At 73.0% G+C, this 24232-nt stretch carries 21 protein-coding genes; 11 read left to right on the top strand and 10 right to left on the bottom strand.

Annotated elements, in window-relative coordinates; translation table 11 throughout:
- Positions 1-178: 178 nt before the first annotated feature.
- Positions 179-1084, bottom strand: coding sequence for a DUF3027 domain-containing protein (locus tag ACWGJY_RS23040; protein WP_453262702.1), 906 nt, complete (start codon positions 1082-1084; stop codon positions 179-181).
- 430 nt (positions 1085-1514) lie between these two features.
- On the opposite strand from ACWGJY_RS23040, the gene ACWGJY_RS23035 reads away from it, so the two are divergent.
- The 4 genes from ACWGJY_RS23035 to ACWGJY_RS23020 all read left to right on the top strand — a co-directional run bounded on the left by ACWGJY_RS23035 (position 1515) and on the right by ACWGJY_RS23020 (position 5203).
- Entirely contained in the window at positions 1515-2939 is a 1425-nt protein-coding gene (locus tag ACWGJY_RS23035; protein ID WP_453262710.1) for an MFS transporter, read from the top strand.
- 70 nt (positions 2940-3009) lie between these two features.
- On the top strand, positions 3010-3513 hold the full coding sequence (locus ACWGJY_RS23030) for a hypothetical protein (RefSeq protein ID WP_453262701.1): 504 nt from the start codon (positions 3010-3012) through the stop codon (positions 3511-3513).
- A gap of 17 nt (positions 3514-3530) precedes the next feature.
- Positions 3531-4355 (top strand): futalosine hydrolase, encoded by an 825-nt coding sequence (locus tag ACWGJY_RS23025; RefSeq protein WP_453262700.1) that lies wholly within the window; start codon positions 3531-3533, stop codon positions 4353-4355.
- Positions 4352-5203 (top strand): 1,4-dihydroxy-6-naphthoate synthase, encoded by an 852-nt coding sequence (locus tag ACWGJY_RS23020; protein WP_453262699.1) that lies wholly within the window; start codon positions 4352-4354, stop codon positions 5201-5203. Before ACWGJY_RS23025 ends, ACWGJY_RS23020 begins: the two co-directional genes overlap by 4 nt.
- 127 nt (positions 5204-5330) lie before the next feature.
- On the opposite strand, the gene ACWGJY_RS23015 is transcribed toward ACWGJY_RS23020, so the two are convergent.
- Positions 5331-5714, bottom strand: coding sequence for a cold-shock protein (locus ACWGJY_RS23015; protein ID WP_018089689.1), 384 nt, complete (start codon positions 5712-5714; stop codon positions 5331-5333).
- Between the two features lie 285 nt (positions 5715-5999).
- Here ACWGJY_RS23015 and ACWGJY_RS23010 point away from each other — a divergent pair, with 285 nt between their 5' ends.
- Positions 6000-6206: a hypothetical protein gene (locus ACWGJY_RS23010; protein WP_453262709.1), complete on the top strand. Its 207-nt coding sequence runs from the start codon at positions 6000-6002 to the stop codon at positions 6204-6206.
- Here ACWGJY_RS23010 and ACWGJY_RS23005 read toward each other — a convergent pair.
- Positions 6161-6808 (bottom strand): HAD family hydrolase, encoded by a 648-nt coding sequence (locus tag ACWGJY_RS23005; protein WP_453262698.1) that lies wholly within the window; start codon positions 6806-6808, stop codon positions 6161-6163. The genes ACWGJY_RS23010 and ACWGJY_RS23005 overlap by 46 nt on opposite strands.
- 91 nt (positions 6809-6899) lie before the next feature.
- Positions 6900-8099 carry a hypothetical protein gene (locus ACWGJY_RS23000; protein ID WP_453262697.1) on the bottom strand — a complete coding sequence of 400 codons (1200 nt, stop codon included), beginning with the start codon at positions 8097-8099 and terminating at the stop codon, positions 6900-6902.
- A 187-nt stretch (positions 8100-8286) separates the two neighbouring features.
- On the opposite strand from ACWGJY_RS23000, the gene ACWGJY_RS22995 reads away from it, so the two are divergent.
- A complete protein-coding gene (locus ACWGJY_RS22995; protein ID WP_453262696.1) occupies positions 8287-10875 on the top strand; it encodes a helicase-associated domain-containing protein in 2589 nt (862 codons plus the stop codon).
- Between the two features lie 585 nt (positions 10876-11460).
- Positions 11461-13113, top strand: coding sequence for a DNA repair helicase XPB (locus tag ACWGJY_RS22990; protein WP_453262695.1), 1653 nt, complete (start codon positions 11461-11463; stop codon positions 13111-13113).
- Between the two features lie 222 nt (positions 13114-13335).
- Here ACWGJY_RS22990 and ACWGJY_RS22985 read toward each other — a convergent pair whose 3' ends face one another.
- Both ACWGJY_RS22985 and ACWGJY_RS22980 read right to left on the bottom strand, forming a co-directional pair.
- Positions 13336-14595, bottom strand: a complete 1260-nt coding sequence (locus ACWGJY_RS22985) for a glycosyltransferase 87 family protein (RefSeq protein ID WP_453262708.1) — start codon at positions 14593-14595, stop codon at positions 13336-13338.
- A gap of 418 nt (positions 14596-15013) precedes the next feature.
- On the bottom strand, positions 15014-15250 hold the full coding sequence (locus tag ACWGJY_RS22980) for a hypothetical protein (RefSeq protein WP_453262694.1): 237 nt from the start codon (positions 15248-15250) through the stop codon (positions 15014-15016).
- 667 nt (positions 15251-15917) lie between these two features.
- Between ACWGJY_RS22980 and ACWGJY_RS22975 the strand changes: the two genes are divergently transcribed.
- The gene (locus tag ACWGJY_RS22975) at positions 15918-17897 is read left to right on the top strand and encodes a HelD family protein (protein WP_453262693.1); all 1980 of its coding nucleotides are present in this window, start codon (positions 15918-15920) and stop codon (positions 17895-17897) included.
- Between the two features lie 83 nt (positions 17898-17980).
- Here the strand turns inward: ACWGJY_RS22975 and ACWGJY_RS22970 are convergent, their stop codons facing one another.
- Complete coding sequence (locus ACWGJY_RS22970) at positions 17981-18703, bottom strand: copper homeostasis protein CutC (protein WP_453262692.1); 723 nt, start codon at positions 18701-18703, stop codon at positions 17981-17983.
- 371 nt (positions 18704-19074) lie between these two features.
- On the opposite strand from ACWGJY_RS22970, the gene ACWGJY_RS22965 reads away from it, so the two are divergent.
- The gene (locus ACWGJY_RS22965) at positions 19075-19758 is read left to right on the top strand and encodes an HD domain-containing protein (RefSeq protein ID WP_453262691.1); all 684 of its coding nucleotides are present in this window, start codon (positions 19075-19077) and stop codon (positions 19756-19758) included.
- A gap of 242 nt (positions 19759-20000) precedes the next feature.
- A complete protein-coding gene (locus ACWGJY_RS22960) occupies positions 20001-21341 on the top strand; it encodes a Cmx/CmrA family chloramphenicol efflux MFS transporter (protein ID WP_453262690.1) in 1341 nt (446 codons plus the stop codon).
- Between the two features lie 153 nt (positions 21342-21494).
- Here the strand turns inward: ACWGJY_RS22960 and ACWGJY_RS22955 are convergent, their stop codons facing one another.
- The 3 genes from ACWGJY_RS22955 to ACWGJY_RS22945 all read right to left on the bottom strand — a co-directional run bounded on the left by ACWGJY_RS22955 (position 21495) and on the right by ACWGJY_RS22945 (position 23039).
- Positions 21495-22037, bottom strand: coding sequence for a pyridoxamine 5'-phosphate oxidase family protein (locus tag ACWGJY_RS22955; RefSeq protein ID WP_453262689.1), 543 nt, complete (start codon positions 22035-22037; stop codon positions 21495-21497).
- Between the two features lie 312 nt (positions 22038-22349).
- A complete protein-coding gene (locus ACWGJY_RS22950) occupies positions 22350-22625 on the bottom strand; it encodes a DUF4031 domain-containing protein (RefSeq protein ID WP_453262688.1) in 276 nt (91 codons plus the stop codon).
- A gap of 51 nt (positions 22626-22676) precedes the next feature.
- The gene (locus ACWGJY_RS22945; RefSeq protein ID WP_453262687.1) at positions 22677-23039 is read right to left on the bottom strand and encodes a hypothetical protein; all 363 of its coding nucleotides are present in this window, start codon (positions 23037-23039) and stop codon (positions 22677-22679) included.
- 129 nt (positions 23040-23168) lie between these two features.
- Here ACWGJY_RS22945 and ACWGJY_RS22940 point away from each other — a divergent pair, with 129 nt between their 5' ends.
- Positions 23169-24116 (top strand): MurR/RpiR family transcriptional regulator, encoded by a 948-nt coding sequence (locus ACWGJY_RS22940; protein ID WP_453262686.1) that lies wholly within the window; start codon positions 23169-23171, stop codon positions 24114-24116.
- Positions 24117-24232: the final 116 nt, after the last annotated feature.

The raw sequence follows: 24232 nt of genomic DNA, 5'->3' as shown, positions 1-24232 counted from the left end.
GGCCTGTGTGGTGGACGTAAAGCGAAGCAGTCCACCACACAGGCCCCTCCGGCCCACCACCGGCACCCACCACGGACAGCAAGCGGCCCCCGCCCAAACACCCCACCCCCCGCCGGAGGCGAAGAACGGAACGCGGCACGGCGCCGCAGAAAACAACGTGGGGCCGAGGCCCCAGCCCCTAACTGTGGCCGAGCTCCTCGGCGGGCCCGGTCTCCTCGACCGACCCCCCGTCCCGCTCAGGACGCAGCGACAACGGCTCAACCACCGTCTCGTCGACAACCGGCGCGGCCGGCCGCGGCGGTTTGGGCATGACGGCGGCCTCGGAGTGCGCACCGCACCCGTACGCGAGGGAGACGACCCGGCCGTCCGCCGGGGCGAACTCATTGGCGCAGACGCCGAAGGCCTGGCCCAGGGAGCCGGGGAGCGGAGTGAGGAAACCGCAGGTCGCGCAGGTGGCGGGGGCCGCCTGGGCCATGGGGGTCTTGGCTCCGAAGGCCTCTTCCCAGCGGTCGGCGGCGGAGTGCAGGCCGTAGCGGGACAGGACCCGGGCGCGGCGCATGCCCAGCTCCTCGGCGACCGCCGCGATGCTGCCGCGCCCGGGGGCGGGCTGGATCGCGGGCGAGCCCGGGACGACGTCCGCCTCCTCGGAATCGGCGACGTCGGCGGCCATGCCCTCGGCGACCGGGGAGTTCGGCGGCGGGACGTCGTCGCCGGTGTATCCGGGCTCCAGGCGCAGGTCGTCGGCCTCGGTGGGCAGCAGATCGCCGGGGCCCATGTCGCCGGGGCGCAGCCGCTCGCTCCACGGGACCCACTCCGGTGCGAGCAGCGCGTCGGGGCCGGGCAGCAGGACCGTCTCGTCGAGGGTGACGATCTTGGCGCGGGAGGCCCTGGCGACCGTCACGGCCCAGCGCCAGCCCCGGTAGCCGACTTCGTTGCAGGCGAAGAGGTGGGTGACGACGCGGTCTCCGTCGGCCACCGCATCGATGTGCTCGCCGACCGTGCCGGGCAGTGCGGCTTCCTCCGCCGCCTCCCGGGCAAGGTCGACCGCCTCGGCGCACAGGCGGTCAGGGGTACGGCTTCGCATCGCAGCACTCACAAGAATCGATTCTCTCTTCTACGCCGTCTCACGAGTGCGCCAGCCGGAGCTGTCCTTGTCCTGTCCGGACGACCGGCGGTACCGGGGCGGGCGGAGCGGACCAGGGGACCGCGTCGACGTCCGCGCCCGGTCGTTTCGGTCGAGCGCACCTCTTACGTCCCATTCTGCGGGATCGCGAGGAGGCACGCGGCCAAGAACGACCGCCGGTGGCGCGCTACACACGCTACCCCTTCAACGGTGTACGACCCCTCGGTGGGAGGGCAAATGTCAGCACCGGCGACCGCGGGCCGGTACGCCTCGCGCGGCAGCATGGAGAAAGTGCCCTCTCCTGGGCGAGTTGGGGCACTATGACCAGGTGGCTGCCGCAAGGGCGTCGAAGGTGTCGAGGGTGTCCAGGACCGCACGGAAGTCGTCACAGGTGTCGAGCGCCTCGACGCGAGGCGGGTACGGGGACAACCGGGCCCGCCGGGCGGGCCGGGCGGGCCGGGCGGTCGGCCGTGCGCTGCACAGACCGTTCACCGGCGCGGCGCGCGGGCTGCGGCGCGCCACGCATGCGCACGGTGCGGGCGAGTCGGGGCTGGGCAAGCTGATCGAGCTGCATGCGGTGAACTCCGCCGGTGACGTGATGATCACCGTCGCGCTGGCCTCGACGGTGTTCTTCTCGGTGCCGACGGATGAGGCGCGGGGCCGGGTGGCGCTGTATCTGGCGGTGACGATGGCACCGTTCGCGCTGCTCGCACCGGTGATCGGGCCGCTGCTGGACCAGCTGCCGCACGGCCGTCGGGCGGCGATGGCGGGCGCGATGCTGGCGCGGGCGCTGCTGGCGTTGACGATGTCGGGCGCGGTGGCAACGGGCGGGCTCCAGCTGTATCCGGCGGCGCTGGGTGTGCTGGTGGCGTCGAAGGCGTACGGGGTGGTCCGCAGCGCGGTGGTGCCGCGGCTGCTGCCCCCGCGGATTTCGCTGGTCAAGGCCAATTCGCGGGTGACGCTGGCGGGGCTGCTGGCGACGGGGGTGGCGGCGCCGGTCGGGGCCGGGCTGCAACTGCTCGGGCCGGGCGGGCCGCTGTACGGGGCGTTCGCGGTGTTTGCCGCCGGTACGTTCCTGTCGTTCTCGCTGCCGCCCAAGGTCGACTCGGCGAAGGGCGAGAGCCGGGCCCGGCTGGCGTCCCGGGAGGCGTCGGCCCGGCCGGGGTCCCGGCGGGCATCGGCCCGGGAGGCGGGCGGCGGGCGGAAGCCGGGGCTGCGTACGGTCGGGCCGTCGGTGCTGCACGGTCTGCAGGCCAATGCGTGTCTGCGGGCGCTCTCCGGATTCCTGACCTTCTTCCTGGCCTTCATGCTGCGCGAGCATCCGCTGGGCGGGCTGGGCGCGGCGGCCTCGCTGGGGCTGGTGGTGGCGGCGGCCGGTACCGGCAATGCGCTGGGGACGGCGGTGGGCGCCTGGCTGAAGGCCCGCGGGCCGGAGCCGATCATTGCGGCGATGCTGGGGCTGGCGCTGTGCGCGACGGTGCTGGCGGCGGTGTTCTACCCGGTGCTGGCGGTGGTCGTGGTGCCCGCCGCCGCGGCGGCCGCGGGGCTGTGCCAGGCGCTGGCGAAGCTGTCGCTGGACGCGATGATCCAGCGCGATGTGCCCGAGGAGGTGCGCACTTCCGCGTTCGCCCGGTCCGAGACGGCGCTGCAGATGTCGTGGGTGGTGGGCGGCGCGATCGGGATTTCGCTGCCGCTGATCGGCACGGTGGGCATGTCGGTGGCCGCGGGACTGGTGGCGCTGGGCGTGCTGCTGGCCGTCCGGGGACTGCTGAGCGCGGCCCGGCGGGGCGGTACGCCGGCGCCCCGGGTGGCCTGACACCCGACGGGCAACGCGGCACGCCGTACCCGGGCGTGGCGTGAGCTGGGGCGCCAGATAGCCTGCCCGTATGACCGCTGCGTTGATCTCCTGGGGCAAGGGCCGCCGTGCCGCTGCCGCCATCGGTGCCGTGTCCCTGGGTCTCATCACCCTCTCCGCCTGCGAGAAGCCGACATCGCTCGCGACCGTGACCGTCGGTTCGACGACGGTGCAGGCCGAGGCCACCCCCGGCTGCGACGGCGACGGCAAGGTCCTCTCCAAGACGGCCGTCACCGCCTGCATCACCAAGAAGGGCGGCAAGACGATCACCGTCCACCCCGGTGAGAAGGTGCGCGTCGGTGTCGACCCGTCGGTCGCCAAGTCCGGCTGGATCGTCATCGGGGCCGGCCCCGTCATGCGTGAGCCCAGCAAGCAGACGTACCGCAGCTTCGACGCGGACACCCTCTTCATGCAGCAGAACCCGCAGACCGGCCAGACCTCCTACAGCAAGGACGTCACCCTCCAGGTCGCGGAGCTGAGCGGCAGCGACGGTCCCAAGACCATGTGGCACTTCACCCTGAAGCAGAAGGACTAGGGCGGGAGGGCCGTTCGATGCGGGTCCTGGTCGTCACGGCGGTGGCCGCCGAGCGCGACGCGGTGGCTGCCGCGGCGGGGCCCTGCGACGAGACGGCGCTGCCCGGCGGGTACACGCTGCGGCGCGCGGCGGGTGCGCCGGTGGCGTTCGATGTACTGGCCGCCGGGGTCGGTCCGGCGGCCGCGGCCGCCGGCACGGCCACCGCGCTGACCGCCGCCGCGCTCACCGGGGCGCCGTACGACCTGGTCGTCTCGGCCGGAATCGGCGGCGGCTTCGCCCCCGGGCACGGGGGGACCCCGTGCGGCGCGGACGGAGGAACCCCGTCCGGCGCGCCGCTGGGCTCCGTGGTGGTCGCGGACGCGATCGTCGCGGCCGACCTGGGCGCCGAGACGCCCGACGGCTTCACCCCGGTCACCGAACTCGGCTTCGGGACGGTGGCGCACCGCCCGGACCCGGCGCTGGTCAAGGCCGTCGCCGCGGCGGCCGGTGCGGCGTCGGGCACCGTCGTGACCGTCTCCACGGTCACCGGCAGCGCGGCCCGCGCCGCCGAGCTGGCGGCGCGTCACCCCGGTGTGCTGGCGGAGGCCATGGAGGGCTTCGGGGTCGCCGAGGCGGCCGCCGCACACGGTGTACCGGTGCTGGAGATCCGTACGGTCTCCAACGCCGTCGGCCCCCGCGACCGCGCCGCCTGGCGTATCGGCCCCGCGCTCACCGCCCTGACCGGTGCCTTCCGTACGCTTCCCGGAGCCCTGACGGCCGCCGCCGGACCGGCTTCGGATCCTCCCCCACGCTCGACTTCGCTCACGCGGGGGACCCCCACGTCCCTGAGGAGGACCCCGTGACCCGGCCGCTGAACATCGCGTACTCGCCGTGCCCGAACGACACCTTCGTCTTCGATGCGCTGGCGCACGGCCGCGTCCCGGACGCGCCGGAGCTGGCGGTCACCTTCGCCGATATCGACCTCACCAATGGCATGGCCGAGCGCGGTGAGTTCGATGTGCTGAAGGTGTCGTACGCGGTGCTGCCGTGGGTACTCCAGGACTATGCGCTACTGCCCTGCGGCGGCGCGCTGGGGCGCGGCTGCGGGCCGCTGGTGCTGACCAGGGAGCAGGGCCCGGCCGCGGATCTGGCGGGCAAGACGGTCGCGGTGCCCAGTGAGCGGTCCACGGCGTATCTGCTGTTCCGGCTGTGGGCGGCGGCCGAGGTGCCGGGCGGGGTCGGGGAGATCGTGGTGCTGCCGTTCCACGAGATCATGCCGGCCGTGCGTGACGGCAAGGTCGATGCGGGCCTGGTCATTCACGAGGCGCGCTTCACGTACCAGAACTACGGCCTGGTCTGCCTGGCGGACATGGGCGAGCACTGGGAGCTGACCACCGGCCTGCCGATCCCGCTCGGCGCGATCATCGCCAAGCGGTCGCTGGGCGAGCGGGCGTTGCGCGACCTCGCGGCGGCGGTCCGCAGCTCCGTGCTGATGGCCTGGGACGACCCCGAGGCCTCCCGGCCGTACGTCCTGGAGCACGCCCAGGAGATGGATCCGAACGTCGCCGACCAGCACATCGGGCTGTACGTCAACGAGTTCACCGCCGACCTCGGCGAGGACGGCTATGCCGCGGTGCGCGGGCTGCTCACCCGCGCCGCGGCCGAGGGGCTGGTTCCGCCCCTCGGCCGCGATGCGCTGCACTTCGTGTGATGTATGCAGTGTGTGATGTATGCAGTGTGTGACGTATGCGGCGCGAGTTGTGCCGCATGTGAGTTGTGGCGCGTGTGAGTTGTGGCGCGTGTGACGGCCGGCTGCGGCCGTCCGCGGGCCGGCGTGCTCAGACGTCCAGTTGGTCGGCGACTGCGCGCAGCATGCCGGCGATCTTCGCGCCGTGCACCTTGTCCGGGTAACGGCCGCGCTCCAGTTGCTGGGTGACGTTCTCCAGCAGCGTGGTCAGGTCCTGGACGATCGAGGCGAGTTCGTCGGGCTTGCGGCGCTGCGCCGCGGCCACCGAGGGTGCGGGGTCGAGGAGCGTCACGGTCAAAGCCTGGTCGCCGCGCTGCCCGGCGACGACGCCGAATTCGACGCGCTGGCCAGGCTTGAGTGCGGCTACGCCATCGGGCAGCACCGACGAGTGTACGAAGACGTCACCGCCGTCATCGCGGGAGAGAAAGCCGAAGCCCTTCTCACTGTTGAACCACTTGACCTTGCCGGTAGGCACGTCTGTCCTCGTCCTCGTACTCGATGGAAAAAACTGGGTCGGGTCTACTGCGGAAACTGCGGGGTGGGGGTCTCGCCCGCCCCGGGCGGGAGCCGAGAGCGGGAAAGGGGCTGGAGAGCAGTGCAGCGGGCCTCAGGACCCGCCGTCACCAAGGCTAATGGTCCCAAGGCCGGTGACAAGACGCCGCCGGGTGGATCCTCAGTGCTTCTGGCCCGGACTTACCCTGGTCAGGTGTCTGACGAAACTCCCCAGGCCGGGGATCTACTGGTCCGAATCGGCGCGATCATGTTCCTAGTTGGCGCAGTGGCCACTCTCGCCACGGTGGCGCCGCTGTTCCTCGGGACCGAACCGCTGCCGTCCGTCTTCTACTGGCTGTGCATGCTGATGGGTCTCGGTTTTCTGGTCGCCGCGGCCGGAGTGATCCGTTCCGCCACCGCTCAGCGCCGTCAGATGGCGGCGGCCTCGCCGCCGTCCGCCCGCTCCGCCACATAGCGCTCCAGCCAGGGCACGAACTCCGTCAGGTCCGCGAGCACCACCTCGGCGCCGGCCGTGCGCAGCTCCGTGGCGTCGCACGGACCGGTGGCGACGGCGACGGACCGGGCACCCGCGGTGTGCGCCCCGACGACGTCACCGATGTGGTCGCCGACGTAGACCTGCGCCTCGTGCTTGCGCAGCGCCTCGGCCTTGTCTGCCGCCCACAGGGAGCCGAAGAGGGCGTCCACGCCGAGGCCGAGGTGTTCCAGGTGCAGCCTGGCGTTGGGCTCGTACTTGGCGGTCACCACGATCGCCCGGCCGCCCGCGGCGTGCACCGCGTCGACGGCCTCCCGGGCGCCGGGCATCGCGGATGATCCCGCGACCGCGTACTCCGGGTACAGCGCGCGGTAGAGACCGGCGGCCTCGGCCACCCGCTCCGCGGGGAACCAGCGCCGGATCTCCTCCTCCAGCGGGGGCCCCAGCCGGCTCACGGCGAGGTCCGCGTCGATGAAGGTGCCGGTCCTGGCCGACAGCTCCTGATACGCGGCCCTGATGCCCGGCCGGGAGTCGATCAGCGTCATGTCCAGGTCGAAGCCGACCGTCAGCGGGTGTGCAGCCATGCCTGCCATTGTGCCTGCGGCAGCCAGGACCGGGTCCCGCAGGCACCTCGGCGCGGCACCCGGGACACCTCGGCGCGGCACCCGAGACACCTCAGCGCGGCACCCGCCGCATCCGCCACACCAGGAACAGCGCCGAGGCGACCGCCGCCACCCGCACGACCCCCGGCAGCCCGTCGGCCATCTCCTGCCCCAGCCGGCCCTGGGCGAGGGGCTCGCCCCACCGCCCGTCGAACCGGCCCCACAGCCACACCAGCAGCCCGCCGACGACGATCCCCGGCACGCCGAGCGCCGCGAACTTGGCCTCGGCCCGGCTCAGCCGCCGCGATACGTAGGCGAGCCCCCAGCCGCCCGCCAGCGCAAGCCACGAGCCCAGCGCGGCACCGGCCACCAGCAGGAGCACGGCGAGCGTCAGGACCGGGCTGAGCGGTGCGCGCGCGGGCACCGCCACGACCTCGTCCGGGGCTCCGGCCACGGGCGCCGCCCCGGCCGCCGCGCCGCGCCGCCGGCGGAGCACCCGCACCAGCCGGCGCAGCGGCCGCCCGGCCGGCGCCGCACCGTCCTCCTCCGCGCCCTGCGCCTCGTCCCCGTCGGTGCCGTCCTTCCGCAACGACAGCGGGTCGTCCTTGGGCCGGTCCCATATCTCGGGGATCTCGATCCCGCCGACGAACCCCGGAACGGTCTCCCCCGGCCCGAACGGCGCGGGCTCCACCCGCCACCAGTCGGGCCCGTCCCCGTCGTCGCCCAGTTCGTCCGCACCGGCCAGATGCGGCGGCAGGCCGACCGACGGCACGGTGTCGCCCGCCCCGTCGCGCGGGGCGGGCACCTTGCCCTGCGGGGAGTTCTTGCCGGGCGCCGGTGGCTTGCCCGCCGGCCCGCTGCGCCGGGCCAGACCGGTGAGCTTGTCGCGTGCGGCGCTCCACGGGCGCTCCGCGGGCCGCGACGGCTGCACGGGCCGCGACGGCTGCACGGACTGCGGGCCCGGCGGCACGGCGGGCCCCGCTCCCGGGACATCGCCGCCCGCCGGCCCCTGCCGCGCCGCCGGACCGCCCCAGGACGCCCCCGGCTGCCGGTCCGCCGCGCTCCCCGCGGCCGCGACCACCGCCTCCGGCGTCCCCAGCCGGGCCAGAATCCGCTTCACCCCGGACACCGAACCGGCCTGCTGTCCGTCTATCTCGGCCCGGAGCCCGGTGACCAGCCGCATCCGCGTGGCGGCGGGCAGCCCCCGCTGCTGGGCCAGGTCGCCCACCCGGCTCAGATAGTCATAGACGAGCTGATCGCTCTCGATCCCCACGAAATCCCCTGCGGCGTCCGCTGGTTGCTGCCCCGACGGTACCGCTTCGGCCGGCCGCCGGACCGGAGGCCGCGGGGAGCGGGGCGGGGTGGCGTACGGGTGGCGTACGGACGCCGTGGCGGCGCTCCGCGGATACCGGGCCGCCACACGGTCCCCCGCCCTGCCCCGCCCCGCTAACGTAGGACGAATGACCGGTACCCCCCGCACCCTCGCCGAGGAGCTCAGGACCCGCACCGACAGCGGGCTCATCGGGCTGCTGCGGGCACGGCCCGACCTGCTCCATCCGGTTCCCGGCGATGTCACCCAGCTCGCCACCCGGGCCGGAACGCGGGCGTCGGTCGTCCGCGCGGTGGAGCGGCTCGACCGTTTCGCGCTGCAGACCGCCGAGGCGCTGGCGGTGGCGCCCGACCCGTGCCCGTACGACACGCTGGGCGCGCTGATGGCCGGGGACGCCGGGGACCCGGCGGTCGCCGCCGAGCTGCCCCGGGCGGTGGCACAGCTGCGTGCGCAGGCGCTGGTGTGGGGCCCGGACGACCGGCTGCGGCTGGTGCGTACGGCCCGCGAGCTGCTCAGCCCCAGCGCCACGCATCCGTCGCCGACCGGCCTGGGCCCGGCCGTCGCCGAGGCCACGGCGGGGATGTCGCCGGGGCGGCTCCAGGAGATCATCGCCGCGGCCGGCCTGCCCACCACCCACGATCCGGTCACCGCGGTCGCCGCGCTCGGCGGGCTCTTCACCGACCGCTCCCGGATGGCCGCGCTGCTCGACACCGCGCCCGCCGAATCCGTCGCCGTCCTCGACAAGCTGCTGTGGGGCCCGCCCTACGGCGGGGTCACCGACCGTCCGGCCCCGCATCTGCAGTGGCTGCTGGACCGGGGTCTGCTGATCCCGGCGGGCGCCCGCAATGTGGTCCTGCCGCGGGAAGCGGCGCTCCATCTGCGCGGCGGGCGGGCCCACCACACCCCCGAGCCGGCCCCGCCCGCGCTCTCCCCCGCCACGGAACGTGATCCACAGCTTGTGGACAACGCCGCCGCGAGCCAGGCGTTCACGGCCCTGGCGACCGTCGAGGAGCTGCTCAAGGAGTGGGACCTGGGCGGGCCGGCCGTCCTGCGCGCGGGCGGCATGAGCGTCCGCGACCTCAAGCGGACCGCGGCCGCCCTGGACACCACCGAGCAGCTCGCCGCCTTCTGGCTCGAACTCGCCTACGCGGCCGGGCTGATCGCCTCCGACGGCGAGGCCGACGAGCGGTTCGCGGCCACCCCGGCCGCCGAGGAGTGGCTGCAGCTGCCCGACCACGAGCGCTGGGCCGTACTGGCGGCCGGCTGGCTCACCGCGACCCGCGCCCCGGGCATCGTCGGCAGCGCCGACGCCAAGGGCCGCGCGCTGGCCGCCCTCGGCCCGCACCTCGACCGCTCCCCGGCCCCCGAGGTCCGCCGCCGCGCCCTCGCCCTGCTCGCCGCCCTGCCGCCCGGCACGTCCGTACCGGGCGCGGCGGTGCTGTCCCGGCTGCGGTGGGAGCGCCCGCTGCGCAGTGGCACGGCCGCGGGACCGGCTCCGGCACCGGCCGTGGGCAGGCCGCCGTCCGCGGCAGCCGCCGTCGACGGCGGCACCCAAGGCGCCGGACGCGCCGGGTCCCCTCCCGCCCCCGCCGACGACCTCCGCTCACGCCTCGCCCAATGGACCCTCACCGAGGCCGAGTTGCTCGGGGTGACCGGCCGCGGCGCGCTCTCCACCCACGGCCGCGCCCTGATCGACGCCACCTCGCACACCTCCGCGGCTCCCACCCCCGCGGCCTCTACCCCCGCGACTCCCACCCCCACAGACATGGGCGCCGCCGTGGCCCGCGCCGCCGCCCTCCTCGCCCCGCTCCTGCCCGAACCCGTCGACCACGTCCTCCTCCAGGCGGACCTGACCGCCGTCGCCCCCGGCCCGCTGCACCGCCCGCTCGCCGAGGCGCTCGGCGTACTCGCCGACATCGAGTCCAAGGGCGGCGCGACGGTCTACCGCTTCACCCCCGCCTCCGTACGCCGGGCCCTGGACGCCGGCCGCTCCGCCGCCGAGCTGCAGGAGTTCCTCACCACCCACTCCCGCACCCCGGTGCCGCAGCCGCTCGCCTACCTCATCGACGATGTGGCCCGTAAGCACGGCCGGCTGCGGATCGGCGCGGCCACCGCCTACGTCCGCTGCGACGACGACGCGCTGCTCTCCGAGATCCTCGCCGACCGCCGCGCCGCCACCCTCCGCCTGCGCCGGCTCGCCCCGACCGTGCTCGCCGCCCAGACCGCCCCCGACCAACTCCTCGACGGCCTGCGGGCGATGGGCTACGCCCCGGCCGCCGAATCCGCCGCCGGCGACGTCCTGATCGCCCGCGCCGACACCCACCGCACCCCGCCGCGCACCGCCCCCACCCCGGTCCCCGACGGCCCGCCGTCCCCCGACCCGGCCCTGCTCGCCGCGGCGGTACGCGCGATCCGCGCCGGCGATCTCGCCGCCACCGCGGAACGCAAGCCCGTCCACGCCCCCGCTCCGGCCCCCGGCGCCCTCCCCCGCACCACCTCCGCCGAGACCCTCGCCACCATGCAGGCCGCGGTCCTGACCCGCTCCGCCCTGTGGATCGGTTACGTCAACGCCGACGGCGCCGCCAGCCAGCGCGTCATCGCGCCCGTACGCGTCGAAGGCGGCTTCGTGACGGCCTACGACCACACCTCCGACGAGGTCCGGACGTACCCGCTGCACCGGATCACGGGGGTGGCGGAGCTGGCGGACGACTCGGTCTGAGGAGCGGGCGGGCGCCGCGGCCCGAGCCACCTGGTGGGCCCCCTTGTCGCGCAGGGGCCGTCCGTCCATCGCCGGCGGTCCTGCGCCTGTCCCGCACCACCGACGTCCGCCCCGTCACGGACGACGGCCCTCTCTGCCTTCCGCGATGCTGAGCGTGTCAGCCGGCGCCTCGGCGAGCCGGCAAGCCAGGCATCGCGGTTGGTCTTCCGTCACCGCGCTGTCAGCGAGCAGCGCGCGGGCATGGTCCAGAAGCTCCGCTCCCATGCTGAGTTGAACGCGCTCCGCCTCGCCCGCGATGTGCGACAGCAGACCGCCTTCGTTGTCCGTGATCAGTACGCATCGTTCGCGCAGCTCAGCAGCGTGGTGCCCGCTGGGAGCAGGGGTTTTTTCTCCCCACCGGAAGGTACGGACGGACTGACACACAGGGCAGCGGCCCGTCCTGGGCGACGCGGAACCGTCCCGCGCAGGAATGCGGCACACTGGACGTTTGGCCGTATCTGCGGCCGAGAGCCGCGGGCGTGATCAACGGCCGAGGTCTGCGGCCCGTACCGGCGGTCGACGGCCAGGAAGCGAAAGGCGAGGCGCGTGAACGGACCCCTCATCGTCCAGAGCGACAAAACGCTGCTGCTGGAGGTGGACCACGAGCTGGCCGATGCCTGCCGGCGGGCCATCGCGCCCTTTGCCGAGCTGGAGCGGGCGCCGGAGCACATCCATACCTACCGGGTGACCCCGCTCGGGCTGTGGAACGCGCGGGCGGCCGGGCACGACGCCGAGCAGGTCGTCGATGCGCTGGTGCAGTTCTCCCGGTACCCGGTGCCGCACGCGCTGCTGGTCGACATCGCCGAGACCATGTCCCGCTACGGTCGGCTCACGCTCACCAAACACCCCGCCCATGGCCTGGTGCTGACCTGCACCGACCGCCCGGTGCTGGAGGAGATCCTCCGGTCGAAGAAGGTGCAGCCGCTGGTCGGGGCGCGGCTGGACCCGGACAGCGTCGTCGTCCACCCCTCCGAGCGCGGGCAGATCAAGCAGACGCTGCTGAAGCTGGGCTGGCCGGCCGAGGACCTGGCCGGCTATGTCGACGGCGAGGCGCACCCGATCGAGCTGGACGAGAACGGCTGGGCGCTGCGGCCGTACCAGCAGCAGGCGGTCGAGGGCTTCTGGCACGGCGGGTCGGGTGTGGTCGTGCTGCCGTGCGGCGCGGGCAAGACGCTGGTCGGGGCGGGCGCGATGGCGCAGGCCAAGGCGACCACGCTGATCCTGGTGACGAATACGGTCTCGGCCCGGCAGTGGAAGCACGAGCTGGTGAAGCGGACCTCGCTGACCGAGGAGGAGATCGGTGAGTACAGCGGGACGAAGAAGGAGATCCGGCCGGTCACCATCGCCACGTACCAGGTGCTGACGACCAAGCGGAAGGGCGTCTACCCGCACCTGGAGCTGTTCGACTCCCGGGACTGGGGTTTGGTCATCTATGACGAGGTGCATCTGCTGCCCGCGCCGGTCTTCAAGTTCACCGCCGATCTGCAGGCGCGGCGGCGGCTGGGACTGACCGCGACGCTGGTGCGTGAGGACGGCCGGGAGTCGGACGTCTTCTCGCTCATCGGGCCGAAGCGCTTCGACGCTCCGTGGAAGGAGATCGAGGCGCAGGGCTACATCGCCCCTGCGGACTGCGTCGAGGTGCGGGTCAATCTGACCGACTCGGAACGGCTGGCGTACGCGACGGCCGAGACCGAGGAGAAGTACCGCTTCTGCGCGACCACCGCCAGCAAGCAGAACGTGACCGAGGCGCTGGTCCGCCGGCATCAGGGACAGCAGACGCTGGTCATCGGCCAGTACATCGACCAGCTGGACGAGCTGGGCGAGCATCTGGACGCCCCGGTGATCAAGGGCGAGACGACCAACGCGCAGCGCGAGAAGCTCTTCGGCGCCTTCCGGGAGGGCGAGATCTCGGTGCTCGTCGTCTCCAAGGTCGCGAACTTCTCGATCGACCTTCCCGAGGCCACCGTCGCGATCCAGGTGTCCGGCACCTTCGGCTCGCGCCAGGAGGAGGCCCAGCGGCTGGGCCGGGTGCTGCGTCCCAAGGCGGACGGGCACGAGGCGCGGTTCTACTCGGTCGTCGCGCGCGACACCATCGACCAGGACTTTGCGGCGCACCGTCAGCGCTTCCTGGCCGAGCAGGGCTATGCGTACCGGATCGTGGACGCGGATGAGCTGCTGGCGGCGGACGAGGACGTCTGAGGCGACGGACGTCTGAGGCGAGGAGGTCTGAGGCGACGGACGTTTGAGGCGAGGACGTCTGAGGCGACGGACGAGAATGTTGGGCCCGCGGGGCCCATCACGGGCCCGCGGGTTCACCGGCCCACGGTCCACCGGCCCGGCCCGGCCCACGAGCCCAGCTCGGGCCGGGCCGTCCAGGTCGTCCAGGTCGTCCGGACCATCCGGACCATCCGGACCGGCCGCTCAGACCGCCCGGGACGCGCTGGGCAGTTCCTGCTCGGTGCGCGGCGCCGGGAGACGGCGGCCCGGGGTGCCGGGGACGCCGGATGGCTGCCGCGTCCACCACACCACGGCCGCCAGCAGGGCGAGACCGAGCACCGGGTACGGCGCCGCGAACGGCTGCTGCCACCAGGAGAAGTACAGGTCGAGGTCGCCGGTGTGCGGGATGATCCACATCGTGCGGGCGGTGAACGCGAGGGTGACGGCGACCAGCAGCGCCCTGCGCCACGGGCTGCGCCGGGTGTGGGCGGCGAGCGCGACGAGCAGCGGCACGCACCAGACCCAGTGGTGGGACCAGCTGATCGGCGACACCAGCAGCGCCGTGACCGCCGTACACAGCACGCCCCAGCTGTCCAGGCCGCGTCGCAGATACACCCGGCGGGCGGCGTACAGCCCGCCCGCGGCGGTCAGCAGCGCGGGCACCGCCCAGAGGAGGCCGGGCTCGGGGTTGTGCAGCACGCGGGCTATCAGCCCTTGGAGGGACTGGTTGTCGACGATCCAGACCTTGCCGACCCGGCCGGTCTCGAACATCCGCCGCGTCCAGAACTCGATGCTGGCATCGGGCAGGACCAGCCAGCCCAGCAGTGCCGACGCCAGGAATCCGCCGAGGACGGTGAAGGCGGCCTTCACCCGGCCGGTGACGAGGAGATAGAGGGCGAAGATCGCGGGGGTGAGCTTGATGCCTGCCGCAATGCCGGTGGCGAACCCCTTGAAGCGCGCGCCGTCCGGACGGGAGAGGTCCCACAGGACCAGGCAGGTCAGCGCGAGGTTGACCTGCCCGAAGACGAAGGTCTGGAAGACCGGCTCCAGCCAGAGGCCGAGCGCGGTGGCGGTCAGGATGACGGGCGCGGTGCGGGTGGCCTTGCGCAGGCCGGCGGCCTTGCAGGAGAGATGGACCAGCAACGCGAGGAGCGCCGCATTGACGAGCACGGCGACGACCTTGAGGGTGCTGAGCGAGATCCATGTGGTCGGTATGAAGAGCACCGCGGCGAAGGGCGGGTAGGTGGCCGGAAGAGCCCACTTGGTGACCGTGAAGCCGTAGAGATCACCGCCGACCGAGGCGGCCTGTCCCTCGGCGCGGTAGACCGCTATGTCGGACATCGGCATCGGCAGGAGCTGGTACAGCACCCACAGACCGGCCAGCGAGGCCATGAGCAGCGCCGCTGCGAGCACCACGCGAGGGCGGACGATGCCCTGCCCCCAGCCCCGTCTCCCCGTCCGCATCCCCTCGGCGGCAGACACCCGTTGACCCCTCCCCGTTGCCCTGAGCACGCCCTCTGCGGTGACGCTAATGGATCGCGGCCGACCGTCCGTAACGGTTTCCGGTCATCCGGATGTCGACGCGGAGCCGGGTTCTCGTACGCGCTCGCGCGCGTGGTGAGCGTGGTTCCTGCACGAGGGATATGCCTTCCTTCCCACCATGGTGCGCGTTTTGTGCGCACGGGGTCGGGCGGCGTACGCGCTCAGCTACATACGGCGGCGGCACGGGATGCGGCCATCGGTGAAAGCGGCCGTCGGTGAAAGCGGTCGTCCGCGCGAGCGGTCGTCCGTAAGAGCGGTCGTCCGCGAAACGTGAATGCCGTCGTCCGTGCAGTCAGTCGGCCTTGGCATCAGTCGACCTTCGCATCAGCCGGCCTTGGCATCAGCCCGCCTTGGGCTCGGGCGTCCGTGGATCATCCGCATACTCGCCCATGACGACGACGCCGAAGGCGGCCGTGACGAAGACCTTGATCGCGCGGAGTGCGTTGCCGACGACATAGCGGTGCTCATGGGCGGGCGCCGCACCACGCCCGGCGTCCGTGCCGAGGGCCGTGGCGCCCTTGACCGGATGGAGTGAGATCGGGTGGACAGAACCTGGGGGAATCGCTGCGCTGCTCATGCCTCCATGATGAAATTCACGCGATTGCAGCACATCGGTCCATAGGTCCATCCTTCAAGGGCCGGAAGTCAGTCTCCAGACCCACTCCGCCCCTACTGGAGACTTACGGGCCTCTCAGGGTGTGCGATCCCCGGAAGGGCCGCCGCAAGCCACCGTAAATCCATTGGCGCGGTTCTGAGCCGCTGACTACAATCGCGCGTCTGCCTGCCTCCCGTCGAGGAGTGCCGCCGACCGGTCGGAAACCGGCCGGTCCTTCGCTTCACGCCGCTGACCCGCGGGGCGCATGACCTGCGCTACGCACCGACACCGGCCCGCCGCGCCCGCGTACCTCGGCGCGCCCGCCGAAGTACCTGCCACCGGAGGCAACGCCGTGCCCTCGCACGCCCACCCGTCACCCGACCACCACCCCTCATCGCCGGCGCTTCGCACCGAAAGCTCTCCCCCGTCACCCGACCACCACCCCTCATCGCCGGCGCTTCGCACCGAAAGCTCTCCCCCGTCACCCGACCACCACCCCTCACCGCCGGCGCTACGCACCGAAAGCTCTCCCCCGTCACCCGACCACCACCCCTCAACACCTCCGCTACGCACCGAGGCCGGGACCAGCCCCGACCCCCTCCAGCGCGAGAAGTCCCACCTGGCCGCCTCCCGCTCCGCCCTGCGTGCGATGCGCGAGGACGCCGAGGCGCTGAACATCGCCGATGTCACCGCGAACTGGGTCAACGCCGAAGTCCTCCAGGGCGAGATCGACGCCCGGATCAAGGCGCTCGCCGACCTCTCCCACACCCCGCTCTTCTTCGGCCGCCTCGACTATCTCCACGCGCCCGGTCTCGACCTCGCCGAAGGCGCCGTGGGAGAGAACTTCTACATCGGCCGGCGGCATGTCCACGACGCCGACGGCGACCCCATGGTCATCGACTGGCGCGCGCCCGTCTCCCAGCCGTTCTACCGGGCCTCCAAGAAGGACCCGATGGATCTCAAGCTGCGCCGCCGTTTCGGTTACACCGCAGGCGAGTTGACCGCCTACGAGGACGAACACCTCACCGACCCCGCGGAGGCGGAACAGACCAGCCGGCTGCTCCAGTCCGAGATCGAGCGCCCGCGCGTCGGCCCCATGCGGGACATCGTCGCCACCATCCAGCCGGAGCAGGACGAGATCGTACGGGCCGGCATCGGCGGCTCGGTCTGCGTGCAGGGGGCGCCGGGCACCGGCAAGACGGCCGTCGGCCTGCACCGTGTCGCCTATCTGCTGTATGCGCACCGCGAGCGGCTGGCCCGCGCCGGCACCCTCGTCATCGGCCCGAACCGCTCGTTCCTGAACTACATCGAGCAGGTGCTGCCGGCCCTCGGCGAGCTGGAGGTCAAGCAGGCCACGGTCGACGATCTGGTCGGCCATGTGGACGTCCGCGGCACGGACGAGGCGGCCGCCGCGGCGGTCAAGGGCGACGCGCGGATGGCGGAGGTGCTGCGGCGGGCGGTCCGCTCGCACATCACGATGCCGCAGGAGCCCTGTGTGGTCGTCCGCGGCTCCCGCCGCTGGCGCGTACCTGCCTATGAACTCGAAGAACTCATACAGGAGTTGGCGGACCGTGAGATCCGCTACGGCGCGGCCCGCGAGGCGCTGCCGCAGCGGATCGCGCATGCCGTACTGGTCCGGATGGAGCAGGCGGGCGAGGCCCCGGACGACCGGGTGCAGGACGCGGTGGCCCGTAACCCCGCCGTGAAGGCCGCGGTCAAGGCGGTCTGGCCGCCGGTCGACCCGGCAAAGCTGGTGCTGCGGCTGCTGGGCGACGCGGAGTTCCTGGCCGCGCAGGCCGAGGGGATCCTGACGCCGGAGGAGCAGAAGACGATCCTGTGGACCAAGCCGGCCCGCAGCGTGAAGAGCGCCAAGTGGTCTTCCGCGGACGCGGTGTTGATCGACGAGGCGATGGATCTGGTCGCGCGCACCCCGTCCCTCGGCCATGTGGTTCTCGACGAGGCGCAGGACCTCTCCCCCATGCAGTACCGCGCGGTCGGCCGCCGCTGCACCACGGGCTCCGCGACCATCCTCGGCGACATCGCGCAGGGCACCACCCCGTGGGCGACCAACACCTGGCAGGAGGCGTTGACCCATCTGGGCAAGCCCGGCTCGACCGTCGAGGAACTCACCCAGGGCTTCCGCGTACCGCGCGAGGTCATCGCCTACGCGTCCCGGCTGCTGCCCGCCATCGCCCCCGACCTGATGGAAGCCACCTCCATCCGCGAGTCGGCGGGTGACTTCGAGATCCGTACGGTCGAACCGGTGGACCTGACCACCGCCACCCTCGCGGCCTGCGACGATGCGCTGGCGAAGGAAGGCTCGATCGGCCTGATCGCCGCGGAGGCGCGTATTCCGGCGCTGCGCGCGGCGCTGGAGGCAGCGGGCGTGGCCTGCCTGGCGCCCGGTGAGGAGACCTCGGCCGAGGCCCGGCTGACGCTGGTGCCCGCCACGCTCGCCAAGGGATTGGAGTACGACTACGTCGTCCTGGACGAGCCGGCCGCGATCGTCGACGGCGAACCGGACGAACGGACCGGCCTGCGCCGCCTGTACGTATGCCTGACCCGTCCGGTGTCCGGCCTGACGGTGATCCATGCGGCGGCGCTGCCGGACCAGCTGGCCGGGCGCTGAGGACCGGCCGCCTGCTGAATGTGTCACCGCTGCGCGAAGTGTCAGACGCGCTGCGCGAAGTGTCAGACGCGCTGCGCGAAGTGTCAGACGCGCTGCGCGACAGGCTGGTCCAGCGCCTCCCGCCACTCCCGCACCGCCGCCGCCTCCACCGGTGCCGACCAGCCGGCGGGCCGGGCCGCGCCCCCGATGTGGAACGCGTCGAGCCCGGCCGCACGCAGCGCCGGCAGATGACCGAGCCCGAGCCCGCCGCCGACCAGGATGCGCGGCGCATAGCCGGGCTCGCCCGCCGCCCTGCGCGCCTGCTCGGCCCGCAGCGTCGGCATCCCGTCGTCGACGCCCTGCGCGGCACCGGCCGTCAGATAGGTGTCGAGCCCGGCGACGCCGGCTGCCCCCGACAGCTCCTTGCGCAGCGCGTCCCGGTCGGCGGCCCGGTCGATCGCCCGGTGGAAGGTCCACCGGCAGCCGTCGATCACTTCGGCCAGCGCCGCCACCGCAGCAAGATCCGGCCGCCCGTCCGGCGTCAGAAACCCGAGGACGAACTCCTCGGCGCCCTCCGCCCGCAGTGCCGCGGCCTCCTCGCACAGCGCCGTCACATCACCGGCCGCGAAGCCGTCGGCGGCCCGCAGCATCACCCGCAGCGGGATGTCGACGGCCGCCCGGATCGCGGCGAACGCGGCACGCGGCGGGGTGAGCCCATCGGCCGCCATGTCCGTGACCAGCTCCAGGCGGTCGGCCCCGCCGGCCTGGGCCGCGACCGCGTCCTGCGGGCCGAGCGCGATCACCTCCAGGAGCGCGCGCTTGCTCATATGACCCAATCCTTCGATGACGATGTGACGGCGTGACGGGACGGAATGCCAGTACAACAGGTCTAGTCCAATATCCCAGACTACGGGCCGCCCGGCACTCCGGGGGTCACCTAGCCACCGGTGCGACCGGAATCCGCCCATGCGCCTCACCCATACGCCTCACTCATACGCCTCAGCCGTGCACCTACCCGGATGCCCGTCCGCCGACCGGCGGGCGTCGGCCAGTGGGCACCGACCGGGCACCGACCAGTGGGCGCCGCCCAGGTGAGCGCCGCACGACGGGCGCCGCGCCACGCCCCGGACCGCCCCGAACCTGACCGGGCATCGCCCTCCGCCCCGTATTTCCCGGGGCCCGGGGCACAATGGCTGACATGACTCCCGTGTCCCATACGGCAGACACCACCGACCCGGCGCCGGAGCTGCGGCAGCGCTGGGCCGTGACCGTCGCCGAGGCCCGCGGCAAAAAGCACCCCACCGCACCCGACCCCGCCCCGTACGCGGACAACCTGCTGTCCCGTTGGCGCGAGCCGCACCGCCGCTATCACAACGTCGAGCATCTGACCTCGGTCCTCTACCGCATCGACGAACTGGCCGAGTACGCGGACGACTTGACCACCGTCCAGCTGGCGGCGTGGTTCCACGACGCCGTCTACCGCCCCGACCGCTCCGAGAACGAGGAACGCAGTGCGGCCCTCGCCGAACGCGCACTGCCCGAGCTGGGCATCGGCCCCGCGCGCACGGCCGAGGTCGCCCGTCTGGTGCGGCTCACCGTGACCCACGACCCGGCGCCCGACGACCCCGACGGCGAGGTCCTGTGCGACGCCGACCTCGCGGTGCTCGCCGGCTCCCCCGACGAGTACGCCACCTACGCCGCCGCGGTCCGCGACGAGTACGCCTTCGTCCCCGACCCCGACTTCATCGCCGGCCGCTCCGCCGTACTGTCCCAACTCCTCTCCCTCCCCCGCCTGTTCCGCACCCTCCGCGGCTACGACCGCTGGGAACACCTCGCCCGCCGCAACCTCGCCACGGAGCTGGATTTGCTGCGGGGGACGTAGGGGGGCGGGCTTTGCCGGCCGCCGGCCGCCGGTCGCCGTTCACCGGTCGCCGTTCACCGGTCGCCCTCGGGCTCGGTGAGGATCTGGGCAGGATCCGGGGGCAGGGCCGGGGGCCGGGACCAGGGCCGGGTCCGGGGCCGGGCATGGGTCTCGTACGCGACGTGAGGCCGGCAGGCCCGGCAGACCCGGCAGACCCGGCAGGCCCGGGAATGTAAGCCGTCCTACCGCTGTTAGTAGCTGACATGCCAGCACCGCCCGACCGCGCCCGCCTGCCCATAGCCGTGTACGTCCTCGGCCTGGCCGTCTTCGCTCTCGGCACGTCCGAGTTCATGCTCTCCGGCATCCTCCAGCCGCTCGCCCGCGACCTGCAGGTCTCCATTCCGCAGGCCGGACTCCTCGTCTCCGCGTTCGCGATCGGCATGGTGGTCGGCGCACCGGTGCTCGCCGCCGCGACGCTCCGCCTCCCCCGCCGGACGACCCTGATCGCGCTGCTCGCCGTCTTCGGTCTGGGCCAGGCGGCCGGCGCCCTGGCCCCGTCCTACGGCGTGCTGTTCGCCTCACGCGTCGTGAGCGCACTGGCCTGTGCCGGCTTCTGGGCGGTCGGCGCGGCGGTCGCCGTCTCCCTGGTGCCGGTGACCGCACGGGCCCGCGCAATGGCCGTGATGGTCGGCGGCCTGAGCATCGCCAATATCGCGGGCGTCCCGGCCGGCGCACTGCTCGGCCAGCACGCCGGGTGGCGCGCCGCCTTCTGGGCCGTGGCCGGCCTGGCCGCGATCGGCCTGATCGGCGTGGTCGCGCTGGTGCCGCGGACGGCCGTGCCCACCGGCGACGACCGCCCGCAGCTGCGCCGCGAGCTGACCATCTACAAGGACAAGCAGGTCTGGCTGGCGCTGACCGCCACGGCCCTGAATGGCGCCGCGGTCTTCGCGCTCTTCTCGTACCTCTCGCCGCTGCTCACCGACACCGCCGGCCTCGCCGAGAGCTGGGTACCGACGGTGCTCGCGCTCTTCGGCGTCGGCGCGCTGATCGGTACGTTCATCGGCGGCCGGATCGCCGACGCGCGCCTCTTCGGGACGCTCTTCGGCGGCATCACCGCCTCCACGCTCGTACTGGCCGTCCTGGCGCTGACCGCGCACAGTCCGGTCGCCGCCATCGCGCTCTCCCTGCTGCTCGGGGTGACCGCGTTCACCACCGCTCCGGCCCTCAACGTCAGGATGTTCAACGTGGCGAACGCCGCGCCGACGCTGGCCGGCGCCACCACCACCGCAGCCTTCAACATCGGCAACACCCTCGGCCCCTGGCTCGGCGGGCTGACCATCGGCGCCGGCTGGGGCTACCCGTCCGTGGCCTGGACCGGCGCCGCGCTGGCAGCGGGTGCCGTCATCACCACTGCCCTCGCCTTCCGGCTGCACCGCGCGACGAGTCACTCCCGGCTGGTCGCCTCGTCGACCGCCACTCCCCGCACACCGGCGCCATACGGGGCAACGGAGAAGCCGTTGGCAACACAGGCGACACGGACAACAGGGGCAACGAAGACCGCAAAGCCCCAATGGCAACGGGACGGCACTGAGCGGGAGGCCTGAGCGGGAGGCCTGAGCGGGAGGGGGGACGGGGCTACGCCCCGCACGGGAGGGAGCACCGGGGCACGGGGAAGGGAGCTACCGGGAGATACCGGGAGAGGGAGAGACGGGGCGCACCGCAGGACGGCAAAGGCCAGGCCCCCGGCGAAGCCCCCGTCACACCCCGCCGTCGAACCTCCACCGTGTCTGGCTGTACGTCTCCCCGCGCCCGAAACCAAAGGCCGTGACGGGCTCGACCCGGAAGACCTCGGCCCGGCCGCCCTGCCCGTGGAACGCGCCGTCACGAACGTCGAAGTGCCAGTCGCTGCCGTACTTCTCGATGTACAGACCGGCCAGCCGGCGCAGCGTCGGCTCGTCGCTGACCTGCACCGCATCGCCCTCGACGACGACATCGAGCCCCGCGTGCAGGTCATTGCCTCCGGCCGTCGAGGTCGTCAGCACGCAGTGGGGGCTGCTTCTGAGGTTCTTGGCCTTGCGTTCGCCGGGGCCGGTGCAGAAGTGGAGGGCGTCGTCCGACCAGACGGCGAGCAGCGGGGTGACATGCGGGCGGCCGTCGGGGCGGACGGTGGTGAGCCAGAAGATCTCCGCCTCGGTCATACCGCCTACGGCCGCGGGCCATCCGGTTACCGTGGCGCCCTCACTGCTGTAGTTCGGGTCAAGATCGGTGGCCGGCTCCCGGCCCGGTGCGCTGGCTGACATGGCTGTCCCCTTTCGGTACGGCACGGTCAGGCCCATCGTGCGGTGACACGTCATCGTGCCGCCGCTCCGACGCGCCGCGGCGGGCCGTACGGGGTGCCGCGAGCCCACTGCCGAAGCGAGGGCAACGACCGAAGCGAGGCAACGCAAGACCGGAGGCCCGAAGACCCGGAGGCCCGGAGACGTGGAGGCCCGAAGACCCGCGCGGAAGCCCGGAGACCCGAAGGTCCGGAAGCCCGGAAGCCCGGAAGCCCGGAAGCCCGGAAGCCCGGAAGCCCGCGGGCACCTCCTACCAGAGGTCCGCACCCGACGGCTTCACACCCGCGGCGCCGGCCGGTTCTTGGGCCGGCGCAGACCCGCGGCCGTCAGCCGGCGCAGCAGTTCCTTGCTGCCGACCTGCACGGCCCCGGCACGCACCGCGTCGCCGTACCGCTCCGCCGGCAGGTCGTAATGGTCGCGCTCGAACGCCCGCCGGGGCGCGCCGATCCCTGCCGCGAAGGCATGCAGTTCGTCGAAGGAACGGTCACTGACCAGATGCGACCACATCCGGCCGTGTCCGGGCCACGTGGGCGGATCGATGTAGATCGCCACGTCAGCCCTCCGGCCGGGTCGCCACGTCAGCCCGCCGCACCAGCAACCTCCTCAGCCCTCCACAGGAGTGCCCAGCCGCCCGACCCGGGCCACCGCCACCGCCGTCTTGGGGCAGACCCAATGCGGATCGGGCCCCAACTCCGGTTCTACATCAAGCGCATGGGGATCGCCCGACTCCGTGCACACAGGGCACAGCGGCCAGCGGCCGTACCGGTCCAGAAGGGCGTCCTGGACGTCCTGCGCTATCAGTCCTGCGACGAATTCCGCGCCTTCAGGCCATTGCTCCACCCACCACCGGCGGTGGACGACCGCGTCCTCCACGAGCGAGACGATGTCGGCGTCGGCCACCTCGTCCGCCATCAGGTCGGCGAGCACCAGCGCCCGCGCGGCATGCAATGCCTGTTCCAGCTCCATGCCCCCCATTGTCCCCCGGCCACCCACCGGCCCTCGGCGTTGTCCACAGCCCGCGGCGGAGCACGCGCTCTGTCCACAGCACTCACAGAGGGTATTGACGCGGGGCGTCGATGAAATTACTTTTCAAGCGTGAGCAGTAACGTGAAGGAAACTTTCAAGGACGTGGCCGTCGAGACCCGACCGGCCCCGGCCCCACCCGCCCCCGCCGCACTGACCGCCAAGGTCCGCACCCTCGCCCCGACGATGACCCGCTCCATGCAGCGGGTCGCCGAGGCCGTCGCGAGCGACCCGGCCGGCTGTGCCGCCCTCACCGTCACCGGCCTCGCGGAGCGCACCGGCACCAGCGAAGCCACCGTCGTGCGTACGTCCCGGCTGCTCGGGTATCCCGGCTATCGCGATCTGCGCCTCGCCCTCGCCGCGCTCGCCGCACAACAGGCGGCCGGCGGCGCGCCCGCGGTGACCGCCGACATAGCGGTCGACGACTCCCTCGTCGACGTCGTCGCCAAGCTGGCGCAGGAAGAACAGCAGTGCCTGGCCGACACGGCCGCGGCGCTGGACGTCACCCAGCTCGAGGCCGCCGTCGCCGCGCTCGCCGGGGCCCGCCGCATCGATGTGTACGGCATCGGGGCCTCCCATCTCGTCGGCCAGGACCTCGCCCAGAAGCTGCTGCGCATCGGCCTGATCGCGCATGCGCACGCCGACCCCCATCTGGCCGTGACGAACGCGGTGCAGATGCGGACCGGCGACGTCGCCCTCGCGATCACGCACTCCGGGCGGACCACCGATGTCATAGAGCCACTGCGGGTGGCCTTCGACCACGGCGCGACGACGATCGCCATCACCGGCCGCCCGGACGGCGAGATCGCCTCCTACGCCGACTACATCCTGACCACGTCCACGGCCCGCGAGAGCGAGCTGCGCCCGGCCGCGATGTCGTCCAGGACGAGCCAGCTACTGGTCGTGGACTGCCTGTTCATAGGCGTTGCGCAGCGTACGTACGAGACCGCGGCCCCCGCGCTCTCCGCCTCCTACGAGGCCCTCGCCCACCGCCACTCACCACGCAACAACCAGCGCTGACCTCGCTGCCCCGCCGTTGTGGGCCCGTGCCGTCAGGACGGCACGGGTGGGCGCAGCGGCGCCCCGGCGAGGCAGCCGAAAAGCAACGGCCCCCCACGAGCCCGACCCGAAAAGAG

Source organism: Streptomyces sp. NPDC054765, from assembly GCF_053612065.1.
Note: the sequence above shows the minus strand (reverse complement) of the source record. Positions and strands in the feature narration are given on the sequence as shown.